This is a genomic window from Serpentinimonas raichei, from assembly GCF_000828895.1.
In the GTDB taxonomy this organism is placed as follows: domain Bacteria; phylum Pseudomonadota; class Gammaproteobacteria; order Burkholderiales; family Burkholderiaceae_C; genus Serpentinimonas; species Serpentinimonas raichei.
Genome location: NZ_AP014568.1, coordinates 515,244 through 530,129, shown reverse-complemented (window position 1 = coordinate 530,129; position 14,886 = coordinate 515,244). Strand labels below are relative to the sequence as shown.

General features: G+C 63.1%; 23 protein-coding genes and 1 pseudogene. 10 read left to right on the top strand and 14 right to left on the bottom strand.

The genetic code is table 11. The annotated features are described in order from the left end of the window. Positions 1 to 13: 13 nt before the first annotated feature. The 7 genes from SRAA_RS02595 to SRAA_RS02565 all read right to left on the bottom strand — a co-directional run bounded on the left by SRAA_RS02595 (position 14) and on the right by SRAA_RS02565 (position 6,562). Positions 14 to 1,282 carry a D-alanyl-D-alanine carboxypeptidase family protein gene (locus tag SRAA_RS02595; RefSeq protein ID WP_082039865.1) on the bottom strand — a complete coding sequence of 423 codons (1,269 nt, stop codon included), beginning with the start codon at positions 1,280 to 1,282 and terminating at the stop codon, positions 14 to 16. 167 nt (positions 1,283 to 1,449) lie between these two features. Further along, the gene (locus tag SRAA_RS02590) at positions 1,450 to 3,000 is read right to left on the bottom strand and encodes a 2-isopropylmalate synthase (RefSeq protein ID WP_045530767.1); all 1,551 of its coding nucleotides are present in this window, start codon (positions 2,998 to 3,000) and stop codon (positions 1,450 to 1,452) included. Positions 3,001 to 3,259: 259 nt separating this feature from the next. Beyond that, entirely contained in the window at positions 3,260 to 3,547 is a 288-nt protein-coding gene (locus SRAA_RS02585) for an addiction module antidote protein (RefSeq protein ID WP_045530766.1), read from the bottom strand. A 3-nt stretch (positions 3,548 to 3,550) separates the two neighbouring features. Beyond that, positions 3,551 to 3,850 carry a type II toxin-antitoxin system RelE/ParE family toxin gene (locus tag SRAA_RS02580; RefSeq protein WP_045530765.1) on the bottom strand — a complete coding sequence of 100 codons (300 nt, stop codon included), beginning with the start codon at positions 3,848 to 3,850 and terminating at the stop codon, positions 3,551 to 3,553. Between the two features lie 47 nt (positions 3,851 to 3,897). Beyond that, on the bottom strand, positions 3,898 to 4,737 hold the full coding sequence (gene pssA, locus SRAA_RS02575) for a CDP-diacylglycerol--serine O-phosphatidyltransferase (RefSeq protein WP_082039864.1): 840 nt from the start codon (positions 4,735 to 4,737) through the stop codon (positions 3,898 to 3,900). Between the two features lie 60 nt (positions 4,738 to 4,797). Then, positions 4,798 to 6,129 (bottom strand): ImmA/IrrE family metallo-endopeptidase, encoded by a 1,332-nt coding sequence (locus SRAA_RS02570; protein WP_045530764.1) that lies wholly within the window; start codon positions 6,127 to 6,129, stop codon positions 4,798 to 4,800. Further along, positions 6,122 to 6,562, bottom strand: a complete 441-nt coding sequence (locus SRAA_RS02565) for a hypothetical protein (RefSeq protein ID WP_045530763.1) — start codon at positions 6,560 to 6,562, stop codon at positions 6,122 to 6,124. The genes SRAA_RS02570 and SRAA_RS02565 overlap by 8 nt, the downstream gene beginning before the upstream one ends. An 81-nt stretch (positions 6,563 to 6,643) precedes the next feature. Between SRAA_RS02565 and SRAA_RS02560 the strand changes: the two genes are divergently transcribed. From SRAA_RS02560 to SRAA_RS02540, 5 genes are all read left to right on the top strand, one after another. Continuing rightward, the gene (locus SRAA_RS02560) at positions 6,644 to 6,931 is read left to right on the top strand and encodes a HigA family addiction module antitoxin (RefSeq protein WP_045530762.1); all 288 of its coding nucleotides are present in this window, start codon (positions 6,644 to 6,646) and stop codon (positions 6,929 to 6,931) included. A 401-nt stretch (positions 6,932 to 7,332) separates the two neighbouring features. Next, positions 7,333 to 7,542, top strand: coding sequence for a type II toxin-antitoxin system HicB family antitoxin (locus tag SRAA_RS02555; RefSeq protein WP_045530761.1), 210 nt, complete (start codon positions 7,333 to 7,335; stop codon positions 7,540 to 7,542). Beyond that, positions 7,542 to 7,766 (top strand): type II toxin-antitoxin system HicA family toxin, encoded by a 225-nt coding sequence (locus tag SRAA_RS12845; protein WP_045530760.1) that lies wholly within the window; start codon positions 7,542 to 7,544, stop codon positions 7,764 to 7,766. Before SRAA_RS02555 ends, SRAA_RS12845 begins: the two co-directional genes overlap by 1 nt. A 57-nt stretch (positions 7,767 to 7,823) precedes the next feature. Further along, positions 7,824 to 8,114: a type II toxin-antitoxin system RelE/ParE family toxin gene (locus tag SRAA_RS02545; RefSeq protein ID WP_045530759.1), complete on the top strand. Its 291-nt coding sequence runs from the start codon at positions 7,824 to 7,826 to the stop codon at positions 8,112 to 8,114. Between the two features lie 9 nt (positions 8,115 to 8,123). Beyond that, complete coding sequence (locus tag SRAA_RS02540) at positions 8,124 to 8,444, top strand: addiction module antidote protein (protein WP_045530758.1); 321 nt, start codon at positions 8,124 to 8,126, stop codon at positions 8,442 to 8,444. Between the two features lie 97 nt (positions 8,445 to 8,541). On the opposite strand, the gene SRAA_RS12590 is transcribed toward SRAA_RS02540, so the two are convergent. Then, positions 8,542 to 8,697 carry a hypothetical protein gene (locus SRAA_RS12590; RefSeq protein WP_171820213.1) on the bottom strand — a complete coding sequence of 52 codons (156 nt, stop codon included), beginning with the start codon at positions 8,695 to 8,697 and terminating at the stop codon, positions 8,542 to 8,544. Positions 8,698 to 8,930: 233 nt separating this feature from the next. Between SRAA_RS12590 and SRAA_RS12840 the strand changes: the two are divergent. The 4 genes and pseudogenes from SRAA_RS12840 to SRAA_RS02525 form a co-directional block, all read left to right on the top strand. Continuing rightward, positions 8,931 to 9,038, top strand: a pseudogene (locus SRAA_RS12840) (prepilin-type N-terminal cleavage/methylation domain-containing protein); the annotation flags it as partial. Then, positions 9,033 to 9,413: a pilin gene (locus tag SRAA_RS02535; protein ID WP_420834928.1), complete on the top strand. Its 381-nt coding sequence runs from the start codon at positions 9,033 to 9,035 to the stop codon at positions 9,411 to 9,413. The pseudogene SRAA_RS12840 and the gene SRAA_RS02535, both read left to right, overlap by 6 nt. A gap of 212 nt (positions 9,414 to 9,625) precedes the next feature. Next, the gene (locus SRAA_RS02530) at positions 9,626 to 10,051 is read left to right on the top strand and encodes a pilin (RefSeq protein ID WP_045530756.1); all 426 of its coding nucleotides are present in this window, start codon (positions 9,626 to 9,628) and stop codon (positions 10,049 to 10,051) included. Between the two features lie 88 nt (positions 10,052 to 10,139). Next, the gene (locus SRAA_RS02525) at positions 10,140 to 11,591 is read left to right on the top strand and encodes an O-antigen ligase family protein (RefSeq protein WP_052467456.1); all 1,452 of its coding nucleotides are present in this window, start codon (positions 10,140 to 10,142) and stop codon (positions 11,589 to 11,591) included. Between the two features lie 121 nt (positions 11,592 to 11,712). On the opposite strand, the gene SRAA_RS02520 is transcribed toward SRAA_RS02525, so the two are convergent. From SRAA_RS02520 to SRAA_RS02495, 6 genes are all read right to left on the bottom strand, one after another. Beyond that, positions 11,713 to 12,033 carry a helix-turn-helix domain-containing protein gene (locus SRAA_RS02520; protein WP_045530755.1) on the bottom strand — a complete coding sequence of 107 codons (321 nt, stop codon included), beginning with the start codon at positions 12,031 to 12,033 and terminating at the stop codon, positions 11,713 to 11,715. Beyond that, positions 11,996 to 12,214 (bottom strand): type II toxin-antitoxin system RelE/ParE family toxin, encoded by a 219-nt coding sequence (locus SRAA_RS02515; protein WP_082040072.1) that lies wholly within the window; start codon positions 12,212 to 12,214, stop codon positions 11,996 to 11,998. The genes SRAA_RS02520 and SRAA_RS02515 overlap by 38 nt, the downstream gene beginning before the upstream one ends. Before the next feature lie 111 nt (positions 12,215 to 12,325). Continuing rightward, positions 12,326 to 12,583 carry a DUF2442 domain-containing protein gene (locus SRAA_RS02510; protein ID WP_045530753.1) on the bottom strand — a complete coding sequence of 86 codons (258 nt, stop codon included), beginning with the start codon at positions 12,581 to 12,583 and terminating at the stop codon, positions 12,326 to 12,328. Further along, entirely contained in the window at positions 12,555 to 12,794 is a 240-nt protein-coding gene (locus tag SRAA_RS02505) for a DUF4160 domain-containing protein (RefSeq protein ID WP_045530752.1), read from the bottom strand. The genes SRAA_RS02510 and SRAA_RS02505 overlap by 29 nt, the downstream gene beginning before the upstream one ends. Positions 12,795 to 12,859: 65 nt before the next feature. Then, positions 12,860 to 13,123 carry a Txe/YoeB family addiction module toxin gene (locus SRAA_RS02500; protein WP_045530751.1) on the bottom strand — a complete coding sequence of 88 codons (264 nt, stop codon included), beginning with the start codon at positions 13,121 to 13,123 and terminating at the stop codon, positions 12,860 to 12,862. Continuing rightward, on the bottom strand, positions 13,120 to 13,365 hold the full coding sequence (locus SRAA_RS02495) for a type II toxin-antitoxin system Phd/YefM family antitoxin (protein ID WP_231849315.1): 246 nt from the start codon (positions 13,363 to 13,365) through the stop codon (positions 13,120 to 13,122). The genes SRAA_RS02500 and SRAA_RS02495 overlap by 4 nt, the downstream gene beginning before the upstream one ends. 311 nt (positions 13,366 to 13,676) lie before the next feature. Here SRAA_RS02495 and SRAA_RS02490 point away from each other — a divergent pair, with 311 nt between their 5' ends. Continuing rightward, complete coding sequence (locus SRAA_RS02490; RefSeq protein ID WP_045530750.1) at positions 13,677 to 14,861, top strand: ATP-binding protein; 1,185 nt, start codon at positions 13,677 to 13,679, stop codon at positions 14,859 to 14,861. Positions 14,862 to 14,886: the final 25 nt, after the last annotated feature.

The window sequence follows — 14,886 nt, the reverse complement described above, 5'->3', positions numbered from 1 at the left end:
GGCCTTTGCGCGCTCAACCCGGCTGCCGCAGCGCCTCGCGGCTGCGCTCGCCGGCCGATACGGCGTCGGTGGGCCGTGGGCCCGCCGAAAACAAGCTGCGCAAGGCCCACCGGCGCAAGCGCTCGGCATCGGCCGCGCGTGCGTGGCTGCCGCTGGCACCCAGCAGCACCACGATCAGGGAGCGCCCCGACACATCGGCTTGCATCACCAGCGTGCGCCCGGCCTCGCGGATGAAGCCGGTTTTTTGCAGATTGATCTCCCAGTCGCCTTCGCGCACCAGCATGTTGCTGTTGCGGTAGGTGAGCACGCGCCGCCCCAGCGCCAACTGGTACTGCGGCGAGACCGACAGCTCGCGCACCAGCGGGCGGTGCGAGCTGGCGGCGGTGAGCATGGCCAGATCGCGCGCGCTGGAACGGTTGCCGCCCGACAAACCGGTGGGGTCGGCAAAGTGGGTGTCGTGCATGCCCAGCTCGACGGCCTTGAGGTTCATCTGGCGCACAAATTGCGGCACCCCACCGGGGAAGGTGCGCGCCAGCGCGTGGGCAGCGCGGTTCTCGCTCGACATCAGCGACAGGTGCAAGGCCTGCCCGCGTGTGAGCTGCGCCCCCACCGGCAAGCGCGAGCTGCTGCCGCGCAGCCGGTCCACGTCGGCCTGCGTGATGGTGATGATTTGGTTGAGGTCCAGCCCCGCATCCACCACCAAAATGGCGGTCATGAGCTTGGTGATGGAGGCGATCGGCAGCACCACGGTGTCGTTTTTGCCGAGCAAAATTTCGCCTGTGTTGGCATCCACCAGCAGCGCCACGCCGGAGTCGAGCTCGAGCGGATCGTCCGGCACGCGCAATCCCAAGCGCTCGGCCTGCATGGTGGCCGAACGCATCCCGGGCGCTTGCGCTTGCAGCACCGGTGCTGCAGCGGGTGCGGGTGCAGCAGCCGGTGCGGCGGCCAGCACGGCGCGCGGCGCGGCTTCACGGGCCTGGCGCTGGCGCGCTTGTTCGAGCATGGCGTCAGAGGCCACTTGCACCTTGGCCGCAAAGCGCAGGCCCGGCTCGGGCGCGCTGGCGCGCTGGGGCTGGGCGTCGGCCAAGGGCAAGCGCGCTGCCGCCGTGGGGGGCTGGCGCACCCCTTGCACCCCTTGCACCCCCACCCCCGGCGCCGCCACGCGTTGCTTGGCCGCAAAACTGCCTTGGGCGTGCAGGGGCACCCACAGCACCGACCCGGCCAGCAGCAGCGCCGCCGCCAAGCCAGAACGCGGCGCCCCCAACAAGCGGTTTCGATTCATGATGGGTCCTTCTAGAAACTGGCGAACAAGGTCGCGAGTATAGAAGGAAAAATCAAAATACCGAAACCCCTCATGGGCTTGTGCTTCTTTTTTAAGCCAATATCACATAACTTGGTAAACGCAACCAGGGTAAACCCTTGACCTCCAACCCGCCCCCCACGCACCCATCAGACCGGCCAGCCCTGCGCCGCCACCCGCTCCGACTTGCTGTGCAGCTTGGTCAGCGCGCTCAGGTAGGCCTTGGCCGATGCCACCACGATGTCCGGGTCGGAGCCCACGCCGTTGACCACCCGGCCGCCATGCTGCAGCCGCACCGTGACCTCGCCCTGGCTCTCGGTCGAGCCGCTGGTGATGGCGTTGACAGAATACAGTTGCAACTCGGCCCCGCTTTTCACGTGGCTCTCGATCGCTTTGAGCGAGGCATCCACCGGGCCATTGCCATCGGCCTGCGTGCTGTACTCTTTGCCGCCCACCGTGAACACCACCCGCGCATGGGGCCGCTCGCCGGTTTCGCTGTGTTGCGCCAGCGAGACTAGGCCATAGTGCTCGCGCATGGGCGTCACGCTCTCGTCGCTCACCAGCGCCAGTATGTCTTCGTCAAAAATTTCGGATTTGCGGTCGGCCAGCTCTTTGAACTTGGCAAAGGCGGCGTTGAGCTCGCCTTCGCTTTCCAAGTCGATGCCCAAATCATCCAGCCGCTGCTTGAAGGCATTGCGCCCGCTCAGCTTGCCCAGCACGATCTTGTTGGCGGCCCAGCCCACGTCTTCGGCGCGCATGATCTCGTAGGTGTCGCGCGCCTTGAGCACGCCGTCTTGGTGGATGCCGCTGGCGTGGGCAAAGGCGTTGGCCCCCACCACCGCCTTGTTGGGCTGCACCACGAAGCCGGTGGTCTGGCTCACCATGCGGCTGGCCGGCACGATCTGGGTGGTGTCGATGCCCACCTCCAGCCCAAAGTAGTCGCGCCGGGTTTTCACCGCCATCACGATTTCTTCCAGCGAACAGTTGCCGGCGCGCTCACCCAAGCCGTTGATGGTGCACTCGACTTGGCGCGCACCACCAATCTTGACCCCGGCGAGCGAATTGGCCACCGCCATGCCCAGATCGTTGTGGCAATGCACGCTCCAGATCGCCTGGTCCGAATTGGGCACGCGCTCGCGCAGCGTTTTGATGAAGTTGCCGTACAGCTCGGGCACCGCGTAGCCCACCGTGTCGGGGATGTTGATGGTGCGCGCGCCTTCGGCGATCACCGCTTCGATCACCCGGCACAGGAAGTCCGGGTCGCTGCGGTAGCCGTCTTCGGGGCTGAACTCGACGTCAGGGCAGAGCTTGCGCGCCAGCCGCACCGCCATGCGCGCCTGCTCCAGCACCTGCTCGCGCGTCATGCGCAGCTTTTTCTCCATGTGCAGCTCGCTGGTGGCGATGAAGGTGTGGATGCGGGCGCTGTTGGCCCCCTTGAGCGCCTCGGCCGAGCGCTCGATGTCGCGCTCGTTGGCGCGCGCCAGCGAACAGACGGTGGAATCTTTGATGTGGTCGGCAATCGACTTGACGGCCTCGAAATCACCGTTGGAGCTGGCGGCAAAGCCGGCCTCGATCACATCGACGCGCAGCCGCTCGAGCTGGCGCGCGATGCGCAGCTTTTCGTCCTTGGTCATGGAGGCCCCGGGCGACTGCTCGCCGTCGCGCAAGGTGGTGTCGAATATGATGAGTTTGTCGGTCATGTGAGTGCTCCAAGCGGGTTTTTGCCGCAATCTAAGGTTGCCCGCAGCCCCCAAAAACACCAACGGCCCGCTGCGGGTGCATACGGGCCGTTGTGCAAAAAGGCGTGCGTTAGCCAGCCGACCCGTGGTAACCGGGGCCTAGTAGCAGGTAAGCGCAGACGTTTTGCATGAACCGCAATATAGCACCGTTGGCGTCAGCGCGTGCTTGCACCCCAGAATAGGCCCAAGAGCGGCGCGGTGCGGGCGCGCAGCGATTGGTTCATGAGTGGACGGGGGAAGCAGAAAGCTTCACACCCAGCGCATGAAGCAGCTTGAGCATGGTGTCGTAGCGTGGCTTGGCGCCTGGCGCAAGGGCTTCGTAAAGGCTCTCGCGGCCAAGGCCCGCATCCTTGGCAAGTTGTGCCATGCCACGGGCGCGAGCCACATCACGCACCGCAGTTAAAAACACTTCGGGATTGGGATCTTCCAGCGCAGCACTGATGTATAGCGCAATGGTTTCCTCATCGTCGAGGTAGTCGGCCGCATCAAAAGTGGCAAATTTGGCCATGGGTTACTCCTCATCCAAGCCCCGCGCCATCTCGATGGCACGCTTTATGTCACGCTTCTGCGAGGCCTTGTCGCCCCCCACAAGAAGCAAATAAGTCCGCTCTGCACGCCGTGTGAAATAGGCCCGGTAGCCCGGCCCAACGTGGACGCGCATTTCGGAAACACCGCCACCAACCGGCTCACAGTCGCCGAAATTTCCGTGCTCGGCAGACCGAATGCGCAGGGCGATCCGGGCGCGGCCCAATTTGTCCTTCAGACCTAAGAGCCAAGCATCAAACTGCTCTGAGCGCTCAAAGGTGTTCATGTGCCGCAGTGTATCCAATCGGATGCAAACACGCACCCCATCCGGGGTTAGTGGTGCAGGTCTTTTTCGTCCGGGTCGTGCGTGCTGGTGCTCACCACGCTGGTGGGCTGGCCACGCGCCTTGCGCCAGCCATACACCGCATAGCCCGAAAAGGCGTAGCCCGCGATCAGGCCAAACAACACCAGCGGCGGGTGGATGTTGACCACCGCAATGCCCAGCGCCACCAGCACGATCACGGCAAAGGGCACGCTGCGCTTGATGTTCAGGTCTTTGAAGCTGTAAAAGGGCACGTTCGAGACCATGGTCAACCCGGCGTAGAGCATCAGGGCAAACATGGGCCAAGCCAGCGTCTGCGGGTCGAGCTCGAACTCGGTCGCCAGCCAGATAAAGCCCGCCACCAGCGCCGCCGCCGCCGGTGAGGGCAGGCCCTGGAAGTAGCGCCTATCCACCACGGCGGTGTTCACGTTGAAGCGCGCCAGCCGCAGCGCCGCGCAGGCGCAATACACAAAGGCCGCAATCCAGCCCCAGCGCCCCAGATCGTAGAGCGCCCATTCGTAAGCCACCAGCGCCGGCGCGGCCCCAAACGAGACCATATCGGCCAGCGAATCCATCTGCTCGCCAAAGGCGCTTTGGCTGCGCGTCAGGCGCGCCACCCGGCCATCTAGGCTGTCGAGCACCATGGCGGCAAAAATGCCCAGCGTGGCCAGGTCGAAGCGGCCATTCATGGCCATCACCACGGCATAAAAGCCGCCAAACAGCCCCGCCAGCGTGATCAGGTTGGGCAACACGTAAATGCCCTTGTGGCGCCGTGGCAGCGCCGCCGCGCCACTGGTCGCCGCCACGGGCGCGGGTTGGGGGGCGGGTGGGGGGCTGGCGTCGTCTTGCATGGCTGGGAGTGTAAGCCAGCCGGGCAGTAGGCCGGTGGCTCTGCGGCCGGAGCGCATCGATCAAGGGCGGGTCTGGGCGCCAATCTGATAGGGAAAACCCCATGAGCCGTGTTGATGGATGCAGCCGTTGTTCAGCAACAAGCTGGTCACCAACTGCTCACTTACCTCGAACTGCTCGGCGGCCTCCGCGCGGGCATAAGACGAGAAGTCGCCGTTCAAAAAGGACTTCAATGCATCAAACGGGCACAGGAACTCGGCCGCAAAGGCGCGCTGGTATTTCTGAGGAGCGGTACCAAGGTCGGTCGACACAAGCCAGCGCTCCTTGTCGGCCACAGGGCGCATGTACTCACCCAGAAAGCGCGCCAGCTCGAACCGCCGTCCGACCACATTGCGTTTGCGTGGGACAAACTTCAGGCGATGACCTTGTATCGGCATCGCCACCGCAACAGGTGAGCGCTCCTCGGGTGCAGACCAATTGTCAAGGTCTGCGTGCCTCAGTCCGAGGACCTCGTGCAGATCCCGGTTGGAGATTGGAGCGCTGACATTGCCCAGAACCCGGCGCAGGGCGTGTGCGTCATGCACCGCCCGCTCCCATGGGGCGCCTTGGTCTCGGTGCTCAATGCTGCCAGGCGAAACGGCAGGAGCCCCGACAATTCCACTGGCACTGGCAAATTGCCCCAAAATTGCCAGCTCAGGGCTGTACCCCGACGCTGCAATCGCAGGGGCCAGCTCTGACAGTGCAGCCGCTCCGACCAGACCCTCCCATTGCAATGCCGCGTTCAGCGCGTGCTCGGGGCATTCCTCGGGATCGAAGCCCAGTTCGGCCTCCAGCTTCCTGCGGCGAACCGACTCGGGATCCGCCAGATCTTCTTGCAATACGGCCCAAAGCTGTCCCAAGTTTGTACCAGCAAGTTGCTTGGCATTTAGTCGGGCGAGTACGCACTGCACGAAGCGCTGGACGCCCAGCTGAAAACCGTCCAACGGAATCAGTCCAGGCTCCTCCAGCGCTTGCAGGTACTGCACCGACTGGTCAGGCTTCATCGCAGCCTCGGCCCAGACAAAGATCGCTTCACCATCCGGGACAAAGACGACGCGCGGCCACACGAAGCCATGATTGGCCGCGCCGAGTTCATGCACCATACGCCAGTCATGGCTAGGCGGCTGCGTCGGCAAAGGCTCGTGGCTTAAGCGCCACCACGAGGCCACAAACCACATCGCAAGGGGATAGGCCGACGCGAAAACGTTGTCGCGCACGGTCTCGGCCCAAGTGTCCTGGTTCCGCGTCAAGCAGAGCTTGTCGACGCAGATATCGAGCAAGGCTGCAGTGGCGCTGACTTCAGGCCTGCCTGAAGCTGCCGCCATCCACTTCGCGTTGATGCGCAGTTCAGCCATTGCGCAGCGCCCAACGACGCAGCACTTCATGAGACAACGGGTCGGTCTCTGGCATGGGGTAGCCGTGGTAAACCCCTAACTCAGGGTTCTCAAGCTGCGCCTCCAGAGCATCGCCATAGTCGGTGACCGACCAGACGTTTTTTGGCCACTCGCCCTCCATCCGGTCGCTCACCAAGCCACTGCGCAGCCCTGCTTGCAGCAGTTTGACTGCTTCGTCGCGCCGAAAAATCTGGGCGGCATCGCACAGCGATTTGCCTTGCCTCGGATCGGATGGCGGTGTGAGCCCAAAATCGCCGGGGTTTTTCTTGTGCTCGGGGTTTCCGCCATAGCGCACACGATCGGCCAACCGACCAAGCTCGTCCGCGCGAGCTTGGGCCTGAGCAGGCGTGAGCAGCTTGCGCTTAGGATTGTACTGACTATAGCGAGGTTTCATGGTACGAGCTTGAGCTTGGAGTTTAGCCGTTAGCGCCTGCAGCCGCAAACGCTGCTGTGCAAGCGTGCAAGCTGCACCGCGATGCACAACCCGCCCCACCCGGGTGAATTCATCACCGAAATCTACCTTGAGCCCAACGCGATCAGTGGCCGCGAACTGGCGCAAAATCTGGACGTGGCCCCCTCAACTCTGAACCGCCTGCTCAGAGGCACCAGCCGGGTCACACCGGAGATGGCGCTGCGCCTGTCCAAGGCGGTAGGCCGCTCTGCGGAAAGTTGGCTGGCCATGCAAGACGCGCACTATCTTTGGATAGCTCGCCAGCGCATCGACTTGCAGCGGGTAGGCAAGCTCAATCTGGCCGCAGCCTAAGCTGCGCTGCAACTTGGGCGCGCTGTGTGGCGCGCCACGGCAACCGGCGGCGTCGCGCTGGGCCGGGTCGCAGACCACGCATAAATCCGGCTCCACTTGGCTGGGCACAGCTTCACTTCGGTTCAGAAGCACGGCTGGGCGAGCATCAAGAACGGGAAATTACTTGTCGCATCCCGGACGATGGGATGGACTTTTGACACTCCACACCCTCGTGCTTCGGCGACGCTACCCGGCTGCTGGCCTGCTGCTTTGTCTTCGTGGAAAGGCTCAGGCCCCCGGCGGCCACCCAAAGTGCTCCACGGTATGCCCACCAACCGCCACACCGCCCTTGCTTTCCTGCAAAACCCCAGCCATAATCTCGGGCAGCGCCTCAGCGTTCCAAGGCCGCAACAAACCTGATCATGAAAACTTTTACCGCCATAGTAGAAAAGTGCATGGAAACAGGGCTTTACGTTGGTTATGTCCCCGGATTTCCGGGCGCGCATACCCAAGGCACCTCACTGGATGAGTTGCAGCAAAATCTCCAAGAGGTTGTCTCCATGCTCTTGGAAGATGGCGAGCCGGTGCTTGATGCACAGTTTGTGGGCACCCAGCAGCTTGCCATCGCGTAATGGGCAGCCTGCCCGTTTTGAAGCCGCAGGAAGTTGTTCGCCATCTCGAACGTCTGGGTTTCGCTGAGTCTAGGCAGAAGGGTTCGCACAAGCAGTTCCGACACCCCGACGGTCGAGCAACAACCGTCCCGTTTCACAAGGGCCAAGATATTTCACCCGTCTTGCTTCGCAAAATTGCGCAAGACATCAACGTATTGGTCGAAGAGTTGCTGGGCCGGCAGTAGGGCGCCCAAAGCGCACCGTGCGACGCCAAAACGTATCCCATGTGATACACTGCCAGAATGATCGAAGTCCGCCAGACCCTTGCTTACGCCGAGTGGTATGGCGGCCTGCGTGATCGGCAGGCCAAGGCGCGCATCGACATCCGCATTCGCCGCTTGTCTCTTGGAAATCCGGGAGATGTGAAACCTGTGGGCGAGGGCGTCTCGGAACTGCGCATCGATCATGGTCCGGGCTATCGGGTCTATTTTGTTCAGCAAGGCGCTGTGCTGATCGTACTCCTCGCAGGAGGCGACAAGTCGTCGCAAGACCTAGACATCCGGCTGGCCAAGACCCTGGCCAAGCAACTTTAGGAGACGAACATGTCCAAGACCATCACCAAACCGTGGGATCCGGCTGAGTATCTCAACACCCAAGAAGACATGGCCGCTTACCTCGAAGCAGCGCTCGAAGCGGGCGACCCGGCCCTTGTCGCCGCCGCACTCGGAGACATCGCAAAGGCCAAAGGCATGAGTCAGATCGCACGCGATGCCGGCCTGGGGCGCGAAAGCCTCTACAAGGCACTGGCACCCAGTGGCAACCCAGAGTTCGCCACGGTCATGAAGGTCGTGTCTGCCTTGGGGCTGCAGCTTCACGCTTCCCCGGCCGGCACCAGAGCGGGCACCCTGCCACACAGCGCCTAAGCTGCGGTTCAACTCGGATGTGCGTTGCAGCCCGCCGGTTAGCCTCAACGATATAGACCCGGCAGGGCTGGCCGTGCAGCGCGGTGGCAATCTGGCGCTAAACCTCCCCCAGCACCCCTTGGTGCTTGCGCCCCGGTGCCGGTGCCATGGCGTAGGGCAGACCCTCGATCCATTCAAAGCGCTCATCCCCCGCCCACTGGCGGTAGTCGGCGCAGGTGAAGCGGGGCGGGGCGGGGCGTTGCTCGGGCCCCATGAACGGCTTTCGGATGCATGGCGCAGCGGCTGGGCTACTCTGCGGCCATTCCAGCCCCGGCAAGCGCTGCCGTGCCAGCCCGAATTTGATCCACCGCACATCAAATTTTGAGGTGAAATTTTGAGGTGCCGGCCCGCCTGCAGCGCCCCGCAACCCCTTGCCTGTGCTGCACGGCCCCTGTGCCGCCTAGGGCAGACCAGCGCTTGCCAGCCCCTGGCACGCGGTTTGCTTGTATGCCACCGACCGCAAACCCTTTGCGGCCCCTTATCAACCCGCATTGGAGAATTTTTATGAAACGCGTTCAACAAGGCTTCACCCTGATCGAACTGATGATCGTGGTGGCCATCATCGGCATTTTGGCGGCGATTGCGCTGCCGGCTTTCCAGAACTACACCGCGCGCTCGCAAGCCACAGCAGGTTTGGCCGATATTCGCGGCGGTGTGACGGCTTTTGAGGAAGGGATTCAGCGTGGGGATCGCACGGGTAATGCAAACTTGACAGACATTGGCTTAGCAGCAACTACAACGCGTTGCGCCATTACTTTGCCGACCGCTGGCTGGACATTAGCCAGTGGACAACAGATCCAATGCATCATCAATGGCAACCCTAGCGTTCGGGGTGACTACATTCGACTCACACGCGCCACCGATGGTCAGTGGGCATGCACCACCAACGTGGACGAAGTACATCGCCCAGTCGGCTGCACCGCATCCTAATTCGCAAACTTCTGTGGCGGGCCTGTTTGCAACGGGAACCTCGCAACAGCTATAAATTTGCATGACGACCAAGCCCGCTCCTCACCGAGCGGGCTTTTTTGTCAACACGTTTTCGGCTCTCCAATTTGCTACCGCCCGACTTGGCAATACGATACCCAAAAGCCGTACCCCAGCCACATCCCCTGCAGACTGCACCTACCGAAGGCACCCCCATGAACCGCTCGCAACAAGGCTTCACCCTGATCGAGCTGCTGACCGTGGTGACCATCATCGGCATTCTGGCAGCCATCGCCTTGCCCCTGTATCAAAATTTCAGCGCCCGCTCCCAAGTAACGGCCGGCTTGGCCGACATACGCAGCGGGGTCACGGCTTTTGAGAGCGGCATCCATTCCGAGCTCACCGGCAGCCCAGACGCTGTGGCTTTGGGCCTGCCAGCCAGCACCCTGCGCTGCGGCAGCATCGCCGTGTCCGGTGCCTGGTCCGACGCCAGCGGGCAGCGCATTGCCTGCACCTTGAACGGCAGCCCGCAGGTGGTGGGGCGTTTTGTGCGCTTCACGCGCAACGGCACCGGCCAGTGGGTGTGCGAGAGCAGCGTGGCCGCCCCACTGCTGCCCGTCGGCTGCGCCTTGGGCAGCTAGTCGGCCCCACTGCCGCAGCCACATTCCTGCCGGCCTGCACGCCACCCCCCTCTGGCGGCACAGGCAGCCCAAGCCACCCCACCCGCACATGCCCCACCCGAGCCTCATCCGCCCGCACCTAGGCACCCTGCTCGCGGCCTGGCTGCTGCTGGCGCTCGCGGCCAGCATGCCCTTGCTGCAACTGCAGCCCCCGCTGGCCTGGCACGACCAGCAGCGCCTGGTGCAGGTGGCCCTGCTGGCGCTGGCACCGCTGTTGCTGCTCAGCCCCTACACCGCACCTTGGTCGGCACGCCCGCTCAGCGTGGGCCTGCTGGCGGCGGTGCTGGGGCTGGGGCTGGCCTCGGCCTGGGCGGCGGCGCACCCGGCTTGGGCGCTGCTGGAAATCAGCCTGCTGCTGGGCTGCCTGGGGCTGGCGCTGGCCGTGCGCGGGCTGCGCCTGCAGGCGCCGGGGCTGGATGGGGCGCTGCTGCTGGCCGCCTTCATGCTCTGCGCGGGCATAGGCTTGCAATTTTTGGTGGCCTACGCCAGCGCCTTGGCGCAGCCCGAATTGGGCCTGCACGTGCTGGCCATGCTGGGCGGTTTTTCCAACCCGCGTTTTTTTGGCCAAGTGGCCACGCTGCTGCTGCCGCTGTTGCTGCTGGGCTGGGCCTTTGCCCCGGCGCAGTGGCCGCACCGCTGGGCTTGGCTGCTGGGCGCGCTGGCGGTGCTCACGTGGGCGGTGGTGCTCAGCACCGGCACCCGTGGCACGGTGCTGGCGCTGGGCACCAGCGCCGTGCTGCTGGCTTGCCTGGGGCCGCTGGGCCGGCGCGTGGCGCTCGGCCTGCTGCTCACCGGCCTGCTCGGGGCTGGGCTTAGCGGGCTGCTGTTCACCGTGCTGCCCCCGCTGCTGTTGGCCGACCCCACCACGTTCCACCACCCGGCCAGCCGCCTGACCTTCTCGCTGTCGGGGCGCGAGGTGATCTGGTCGCTGGCCTGGGACATGATCCGCCAGCAGCCGCTGCTGGGTGTGGGGCCGATGCACTTTGCCGCCCACCCCAACCCCATTGCCGCGCACCCGCACAACGCGCCGCTGCAAGGGGCGGCCGAATGGGGCCTGCCGGCGGCCCTGCTGTTGCTGGCTTGGCTGGGCCGCGCGTACTGGCAGTTGTTGCGCCGCTGCCACGGGGCGGCCCTGCCGCTGGCCGGCGACACCCACCCTGCCCTGCGCATGGCGCTGCTGGCCAGCCTCACCGGGGCGGCCACGCAAAGCCTGGTGGATGGGGTGCTGGTCATGCCCACCACGCTGGTCTGGCTGTGCCTGCTGGCGGGCTGGGCGTGGGCGCTGTGTGAGTGCGATGCCCCCTTGCAGCCGGCAAGCTGGCGCGCACGGCTATGGCTGGCGCTGCCCTTTTTGCTCGCCAGCCTCTACCTGGTCTGGGTCGTGGCGCAGCAACTGCCCTATCTGCACTGGCCCGAGCACAGCGGCTGGCGCCCAATCGGGCTCGGGCTATCGCCCTTCCCGCGCTTTTGGAGCCATGGCATGATTGAACCAAGCCCTTGACGCAGACCCAAGCGCATCATTCGCAGTGCTACCCCATGCACAGCACACGCACGGTGCGTTCCGGCTGGAGCACTTCATAGGCGAGCCGGTGCCGCCCTGCTTGATGGACTCACGCTTGGCGTCACAGCACCGCTTCCAGCCCTTTGCGCTCGATGAGGTTGAGGAGTTTGAGGGACGGGCCACTCGGCTTCTTGTCACCTGCCTCCCACTTTTGCACCGTGGACACACTGGTGTTGAGCACCGCGGCAAACACCGACTGGCTCAGGTGCGCTTGTTCGCGCAGCGCTCTGATTTGCTGCGGCACCAGCTCGTGGACGCCGAGATGGCACAGGGCATCAAACTCGCCCATGCGACGCTTGCTGATGAGCCCTGCGCCATGCAGCCCGCGTGCGGTTTCATGCACCTCATCTAGGATGCGGCTTTTGCGTTTGGTCGTTGTCATGGCGTACCTCTTCAATTTCACCCACCGCCAGCGCAATGCGCTTTTTCACTAGATGGCCACCCAAGTCGGCGTCCACGAGTCCCTGAACCATCTCGCTCACCGCAGCGTGCAGGCCCGCGTCAGTCAGGCCCGCCTTGCGCATCCAGCGGGTGAATGTTCGGGTACGGAAAACGCTGTCCATCTGCCGAGTCATACCACTGGGTGCGATAGATTGCCAGTCGATGAAGGCCAGCCGCTCGTTCTCTGACAGAAATGATGAACCGTGGCACCGGCACCGTTCAACAGCGATGGGTCAGGCAGCGCTGCGCGAAACCAGTGGAAAGCGTTCTGGCTTGCGGATGGACTCGATAGACAGGTCCACGTCGAGCTGCGGCCAGTAAAGGTGGTCAACAGTTGGGCGCTGAACGTTAGATATCTGCTCAATCGTTGCCTGCTTGAACCACGGGAAGTCGGAGAACGGCACGGCAAGCTCTTCGTCTCCGAGCAACAGCCAGAAGCAGTGCATCGAGATGTTGGTGACTTCAGCCTCCAAAGTGACTGTTCCAAGCATTTTGGATCTCCTGAATGTGAGCTTCAACGATTTCCTGTGCCTGTCGAAGCTGGACGTTTGACAGACCAACGTTCGTGGCCACATGCACCGATGGCGTCAGCCAGAACTTTGCCTCGCCTTCTGGGTGCGCCACGTGAACGTGAATCCGCGGCTCCTCGCGCGAGAAGAAGAACAGCCGGAACTGGCCGTCGCGGACAACGGTGGGTGCCATGCCTGTGACTGTACCGGAAAACCGCAAGCGAGCAACCGGGTAGCGCAGCCACTGCCCTAGGCGCATCATTCGTAATGCGACCACATGCGCAGCACACGCACGGTGCGTTCCTGCTTGAGCACCTCGTAAACTAGGCGGTGCTGGATGTTGATTCGGCGCGAGTAGGCCCCTTCGAGATCGCCCACCAGCTTTTCGTCGGCGGGCGGGTTTTGAAAGGGATCGGTGGCCAAGATTTCGAGCAGCGCTTGCGCCTTTTCCTTCAGCCCGGCGGCCGAGATTTTTTGGGCATCCTTCAGTGCCTGCCTGGCATAGACAACGGCCCACTTCACCAGTCAACCGCCTTGGCACTCTGGCCTAGGGGCTCGGCCATGCCCTGCAAGATGGACTCGCGCATGCCCGGCACCGACAGCAGGTAGAGCGTCTCTTGTATGGCTTGCCAGTCAGCGGCCGAAACCAAGACCGCGCTGCTGCGCTTGCCAGAAATCAAGATCGGCTGATGCGATTGAGCCGCCTGATCGATCAGGCGGTACAGATCGGCACGCGCTGCGCTTGCGGTGATGGGGGTCAGCATGGTATGCTCCTTTGACCCTTAGCGTACGTTAAAACGTACTTTGTGTCAAGCGCAATTTGCGCCACACTAGACTCCCATCTTGTCCATGTGGGCAGCAGCGGCAAGCCAGCTCCCCCGCCGCACCGCGCCTCGGATGGCAGCAAGGAAGATGACGGCCTGCTCTACCAGTTACTGGGCATCAGCAGGCTCGACGCTGGTGCCAGCGCCGACGCGCAACGATCTCTAGTGAGTTCTAAGCATGTATAAGCATGTATAAGTTGTTTGCGATAGACTATGATGTCAATGCTTAGACTTCTACCGGAGCAGGAATCATGGACGCCGTGAGGAACCCTTTCGCCCCGGGCGCCGGGAGCAGACCACCGGAGCTGGCTGGCCGGGACACCATTGTTCAAGACGCACAGACAGCGATTCAGCGGGCTCTACTGGGCAAGCCCAGCCGTTCGCAGATGTTGCTGGGTTTGCGTGGCGTCGGCAAGACGGTGCTGCTGAACAAAATTGAAGATATGGCCCAAGCAGCAGGGCACGTGACATCGGCTATCGAGGCACCGGAGGGAAGGGCGCTCAGTGAACTCCTTGCACCGAAGATCAACCAAGCCCTGCGCAAGCTTTCGGCATCGGAGAAGGCCAAGGCCAAAGCTCATCAGGCGCTTCGGGCTCTGCGCTCATTCGCCTCGGCCTTCAAGCTCTCGTACGGTGATGCTTCCATTTCGGTTGACCCGGAAGTGGGAGTAGCCGATAGCGGCGACATGGAGGCCGACCTCCCTGAATTGTTCGTTCGGGTAGGCGAGGCAGCGAAGGCCGCGGGCAAGGCCTGGACGCTCCTGATTGACGAAGTGCAATACCTCCGCTCCGAGGACTTGGCAGCGTTAATCGTTGCGCTGCACAAGGTCAACCAGAAGGACCTGCCAGTTCTGTTCTTTGGTGCTGGTCTGCCGCAGGTTGCAGCGCTTTCAGGCGATGCGAAATCCTACGCGGAGCGGCTCTTTCACTACCCTGCCGTTGGCGCTCTTGAGGAGGCGGATGCGAAGACAGCCATCAGGCAACCGATCGAAGGTGAGGGAGAGCGCATTGATGGCGAGGCGCTCGATGAGATCCTAGCAAGGACCAAAGGCTATCCCTACTTTTTGCAGGAGTGGGGCTATCAGTGCTGGAACATCGCCGCTGGACCAGGCATTGGGCTAGAAGACGCATCCAAGGCTGCAGGTGAAGCCACGAGGCGACTGGACGATGGCTTCTTTAAGGTTCGCTTTGATCGGCTAACTCTGAAGGAACGAGAGTACGTTATCGCGATGGCTAAACTTGGCGCCGGTCCGTATAGGTCATCAGACGTTGCGGCCGCACTCAATGAGACCCACCAAAGCCTGGGTCCACGGCGTGCACAGATCATCAGAAAAGGAATGATCTATAGCCCGTCCCACGGTGACATTGCCTTCACGGTTCCTATGTTCGACGAGTACCTGCTCCGCAACTACGTGAAGAAGTCAAGTAAAGGGTAGTCTGCGCGCAAGGGCATGGTGTTTA